This window comes from Aminobacter sp. P4_D5 (assembly GCF_056401815.1).
In genome coordinates this window covers 1-5178 of record NZ_JBFUIP010000266.1, presented here as the reverse complement: position 1 = coordinate 5178, position 5178 = coordinate 1, and the positions used below count along the sequence as shown (strand labels likewise).

6 protein-coding genes and 1 tRNA gene are annotated in these 5178 nt (G+C 61.7%); 5 read left to right on the top strand and 2 right to left on the bottom strand.

Annotated features, from left to right (window positions below):
• Positions 1-114 carry a zinc-binding dehydrogenase gene (locus AC1DWF_RS30080; RefSeq protein ID WP_476842425.1) on the top strand — a complete coding sequence of 38 codons (114 nt, stop codon included), beginning with the start codon at positions 1-3 and terminating at the stop codon, positions 112-114.
• Between the two features lie 66 nt (positions 115-180).
• On the opposite strand, the gene sciP is transcribed toward AC1DWF_RS30080, so the two are convergent.
• Positions 181-456: a CtrA inhibitor SciP gene (sciP, locus tag AC1DWF_RS30075; RefSeq protein WP_013529904.1), complete on the bottom strand. Its 276-nt coding sequence runs from the start codon at positions 454-456 to the stop codon at positions 181-183.
• A gap of 268 nt (positions 457-724) precedes the next feature.
• Between sciP and mnmA the strand changes: the two genes are divergently transcribed.
• Complete coding sequence (gene mnmA / locus AC1DWF_RS30070; RefSeq protein ID WP_476842424.1) at positions 725-1915, top strand: tRNA 2-thiouridine(34) synthase MnmA; 1191 nt, start codon at positions 725-727, stop codon at positions 1913-1915.
• Positions 1916-1998: 83 nt separating this feature from the next.
• On the opposite strand, the gene AC1DWF_RS30065 is transcribed toward mnmA, so the two are convergent.
• Positions 1999-2952, bottom strand: coding sequence for a Gfo/Idh/MocA family protein (locus tag AC1DWF_RS30065; RefSeq protein ID WP_476784525.1), 954 nt, complete (start codon positions 2950-2952; stop codon positions 1999-2001).
• Between the two features lie 383 nt (positions 2953-3335).
• Here AC1DWF_RS30065 and AC1DWF_RS30060 point away from each other — a divergent pair.
• From AC1DWF_RS30060 to AC1DWF_RS30050, 3 genes are all read left to right on the top strand, one after another.
• A tRNA-Met gene (locus AC1DWF_RS30060) sits at positions 3336-3412 on the top strand.
• A gap of 191 nt (positions 3413-3603) precedes the next feature.
• On the top strand, positions 3604-4554 hold the full coding sequence (locus tag AC1DWF_RS30055) for a sugar-binding transcriptional regulator (RefSeq protein ID WP_476784526.1): 951 nt from the start codon (positions 3604-3606) through the stop codon (positions 4552-4554).
• A gap of 238 nt (positions 4555-4792) precedes the next feature.
• Positions 4793-5178 (top strand): extracellular solute-binding protein (locus tag AC1DWF_RS30050; protein WP_476842423.1); only part of this gene is annotated, 386 nt, incomplete at its 3' end.

The window sequence follows — 5178 nt, the reverse complement described above, 5'->3', positions numbered from 1 at the left end:
GTGTCCGGCAAGCTCAAGGTCCATGTCGCCAAAAGCTTCCCGCTCGCCGAGGCGGGTGCTGCCCACACCTACCTTGCCACAAGGCCCAAGGGTAAGGTGGTGCTGACGCTCTAGAGCGCCAAATGGAAAAGGGTGCGGCAAGCCGCACCCTTTCTTATTGGTTGGCCGCAACGGCCGGTGTCAATGACGGTATTGCTGGATGCGCGTGGTGCGCAGGCCTGCAAGCCCGTATTCGTCAATGGAAGCCTGCCAGGACAAGAACTCCTCAGTCGTCAACTTGTAGCGTTGGCACGCTTCGTCGAGACTGAGCAGCCCTCCCCTGACCGCTGCGACCACTTCCGCCTTTCGGCGGATAACCCACCGGCGCGTGTTGGTCGGGGGCAGATCGGCAATCGTAAGCGGGCTGCCGTCCGGCCCGATAACATATTTGACACGCGGTCTAACCAGATCGGTCATCGTACTCTCTACTAAAAACTCAAAGACCCAATCACCTGCCACACTAGCGCCACAGCTTTAAAAATTGCCTAAGCGAATACTAAGAGCTAAGTAACGAACGTGAACAGAACGTTAGACTCTCAATCCGCAATTTAACCATCTGCCCCGTTGGCTGGTTTCGCGTCGAAAAACGCGTATCGGCCCGGTGCGGGTGGCACTGCGAAGAGGCTTGACCTATATTGCAGCCATTGGCATGCAGCCGACCCTAAGACAGCGGAACGCAATCCCGATGAATAGCCTGGACCTGCCCGGACGCCCCGAAGACACTCGCGTGGTTGTTGCCATGTCGGGTGGTGTCGATTCTTCAGTCGTGGCCGGCCTGCTCAAACAAGAAGGTTATGACGTCGTTGGCGTCACGCTTCAGCTCTACGACCATGGTGCTGYGACCCATCGAGCCGGCTCCTGCTGTGCTGGCCAGGACATCGCCGACGCCCGTCGCGTGTCCGAAACGCTCGGCATTCCCCATTACGTGCTCGACTACGAGGAACGGTTCCGCAAGGCGGTGATCGACCCCTTCGCCGAAAGCTACGTCGCCGGCGAGACGCCGATCCCCTGCGTGTCGTGCAACCAGACCGTCAAATTCGCCGACCTGCTGGCCACCGCGCGTGAGCTGGGCGCTGCCGCTCTCGCCACCGGCCACTATATCCGCTCCAAGCAGAACGGCGCCCACCGGTCGCTCTACCGGCCGGTCGACGCCGACCGCGACCAGAGCTATTTCTTGTTCGCAACAACCCAGGAGCAGATCGACTATCTGCGCTTTCCCTTGGGCGGCATGTCCAAGCCCGACGTTCGCACTGCTGCCGAGCGCATGGGCCTGACGGTTGCCGCCAAGCAGGACAGCCAGGACATCTGCTTTGTGCCGCAGGGCAAATATTCCGACATCATCGCCAAGCTCAGGCCTTCGGCGGCCAATCCCGGCGATATCGTCCATATCGACGGCCGTGTGCTCGGCCGCCATGAAGGCATCTTGCGCTACACCATCGGCCAGCGTCGCGGCATCGGCATCGCTTCGGGCGAGCCGCTTTATGTCGTGCATATCGACGCCGAGCGCGCGCGTGTCGTTGTTGGCCCGCGCGAGGCACTGGAGACGCACAAGATCTTCTTGCGTGGCATGAACTGGCTCGGTGACGACGCGCTGTCCGCCGTGCCTGCAGGCGGGCTCGAACTCTCCGCCAAGGTGCGCTCTTCGCGCCCGCCGCGTCCTGTCGTTTTGCACCACCGCGATGGCGCAACATGGGTCGAGCTTGTCGACGGCGAGTCGGGCATCGCTCCTGGCCAAGCCTGCGTGCTCTATTCCGACGATGGCAATGAGGCGCGCGTCTTTGGCGGCGGCTTCATCGAACGCTCCGAGCGCCACGCCGACGCCGAAGCGATGCTGTCGCGGCTGGCGGCAACGCCGGGGCCGATAGCTGCAGAATGAGGGGAATGGGGCAGTAAGGCATTAGGGCAGTATTGCTCGATGCCTGTTGCCCCACTGCCTTACTGCCCTATTCCCCTATCCATTCAATCGTGCGTGACCGTTCCCGCGGTGAGGATCCTGAGCACGCCGAGCGCTTCTTCAGCACCGGTGCGGGGCTCTTCGCGCGTTTCGATGCAATGGATGAAATGCTCGAGCTCGCGCGTCAGCGGCATGGCATTTTCGAGCGGGATGTAAGTCGGCTCGTTCATTGTCGATGTCCACTGCCCGCTGTCCTGCCACACCGCGTGACGGTACACAGCTAGCTTGCGCTCCTGCGGCTCGACATCGTCGAACACCGCCATGCCCTTGGTGCCGACCACCGTCAGCCGGCGTTCGCGGTAGGGATTGAGCCTGGACGCAAACAGGTGCCCGCGCAGGCCATTGGGGAAACGCATGTGCAGGTGGGCGAAATCGCTGAGGTGGTTGAGCACCGCAGCCCCCTCGCCGCGCACCTCGATGGGGGCGGTGCCGGTGATCGCCAGGATCATCGACAGATCGTGCGGGGCAAGATCCCACAGCGCATCATTTTCGGCGTGGAATTTGCCGAGGCCCAAACGATGCGAATGGATGTAGCCGATTTCTCCAAGCTCGCCCTTGTCGACAAGCGCCTTGAGCCCCTCGAACGCCGGGTGGAAACGCAGCACGTGACCGGTCATGAACACGCGGCCATTGTCGCGCGCCGCCTTAACGGCACGCTCGGCGTCGGGCACGGTCAGCGCGATCGGCTTTTCGACCAGCACGTCCTTGCCGGCCTCGACGGCCCGAATCGCAAAGTCGGCGTGGAACTGCGGTGGCAGCGCCATGACAACGGCATCGATGTCGTCGCGGGCGAAAAGTTCGTCAGGGGTGACCGCCAGGCAGCCCTGCTCGGAGGCAAAGCGCTCGGCACGAGCCGGGTCGATATCGGACACGGCATGGAGGGCACCAAGCGACTTCAGGGTGCGGATATGATTGCCGCCCCAATATCCGCATCCAAGGACTGCAATACGCGGTTTCATCAGGCTCTTTCCAAGGGGATTTATGTCGGCAGACATAGTGGCCGCGCCTTGTGAACTCAACCCCGCAGCCTGCGCCAAAATCACCTGGCGCGCACGCATTCGCGTATGAACGCAACTGCCAAGCTCGTTTGCAGCGAACTCTGCGGTCAAATCACTGTTATGGCCAAACGTCGTCTACGCGCTCCGGCGCCGCAAGAATGCCGTGCGAAAACCCGGCAGCAACACGCTGAGCAACAACCTGACGAAGCGTCTTGGGAATAATCCGGAATTGCCCAATGTCACTGCTTGACAGGTTCGTCATCCAGACATTATATCCGCCCGACCTTGGCGAACGCTTCGACGCCTGCCTCTTGCGAGACAGTTTTTCGAGCCTTCTCCACCCTGGCGGGATAGCTCAGTTGGTTAGAGCACGGGAATCATAATCCTGGGGTCGGTGGTTCGAGTCCACTTCCCGCTACCACTTCTTCCAACAAGACATGTGAGCAGTTCACTGCGTTTCGCGGCTCAGACGATACGTCGATCTCGACGCGTGCGTTCAATCTGCCTTCGTGGCATCGCCAATCGTCGCGGCGAACAAATGACATATCTGCGAGCAATTGCGCATTTCTGAAAACCCTGCGAAACTGCCGGGACTGAGCAGAGGCGCGACGCATGAGTTCCCGGACAGAAAACGCAAGGCTTGATGAGGCCGCCCGCGCGGGCTGGCTTTATTACGTCGCGGGCAACACTCAGGACCAGATCGCAACGAAGCTTGGCGTCTCGCGCCAGACAGCACAGCGCCTGGTCTCGCTGGCCATGTCGGAGGGCCTGATCAAGGTCCGAGTCGACCATCCGATCGCCAATTGCCTCGACCTTGCCGCGCGACTGCGCTCGCGTTTTGCGCTCGACCTTGTCGAGGTCACGCCCAGCGACCCGGATTCGTCGTCGACCACCATCGGCATCGCCCAGGCAGCAGCCACCGAGATCGAGAAATGGCTGCGCTCGGCCGAGCCTATCGTCATGGCAATCGGCACCGGCCGCACGCTGAAGGCGGCGATCGAGCAGCTGCCGCCGATGGAATGCCCGCACCACAAGGTGGTTTCGTTGACGGGCAACATCTCGCCCGATGGCTCGGCGGCGTTTTACAACGTCATCTTCAACATGGCCGACACCATCAAGGCGCGCAGCTTTCCCATGCCTTTGCCAGCAATTGCCTCGTCGCCGGACGAGCGCCGCATGCTGCACAGCCAGCCACTCATCCAGCCGACGCTGGCGCTGGCAGCCCAAGCCAACGTCACCTTTGTCGGCGTCGGCGACATGGGCCCCAGGGCCCCGCTCTATGAGGACGGCTTCATCACCGAAGCCGAACTCAAGGCGCTGCAGAAGGCAGGCGCGGTCGGCGAGATCGTCGGCTGGGCCTTCGACCGCGACGGCAGGTTGATCGACGGCATCACCAACGATCGTGTCGCTTCCGCACCCCTGCCCTCACGCGAACGCTCGCTGGTCGTGGCGCTCGCCATGGGCGAACGCAAGCTGCCGGGCATCCTGGCCGCAGTCACCCGCCGCCTCGTCAACGGCCTCATCACTGATGAGCGCACCGCCGCTGCCTTGCTGGCCAGTTGAGCTAAATCCCCAACCTGCTGCGCAACGACAGGCAGCCGCCTGCCGTTGAAGGCATGGCGCGCGTCCGCATCTGGGCGACCGCTGGAACCGCCCTATTGTTCATGGCGTGAGCAATCGACGTGATTTTGGGCAGTCGCGGATCGACAGCGCCCAGATTCCTGCTTGACATAAATCAGTTGGGATGAATAATTGCTCACAGCCAAGGCAAATGCTCATCTTGGTCATTGGGAGGAATTCGATGAAACTGAACACGCTCTTCCTGGGCTTGTGCGGAGCGAGTGCGCTTGCTTTTGCCGCTCACGCCGAAACAATCACCATCGCCACCGTCAACAATGGCGATATGGTCCGCATGCAGAAGCTGACGGACGACTTCACCACCAAAAATCCCGATATCCAGCTCGAATGGGTCACGCTCGAAGAGAACGTGCTGCGCGAGCGCGTCACCACCGACATCGCCACCAAGGGCGGCCAATATGACGTGATGACCATCGGCACCTATGAGGTTCCGATCTGGGCCAAGCAGGGCTGGCTGTTGCCGCTCGACAAGCTCGGCGCCGACTATGACACCGCCGACATCATTCCTGCCATCGCCGGCGGCCTGTCCGCCGACGGCAAGCTCTACGC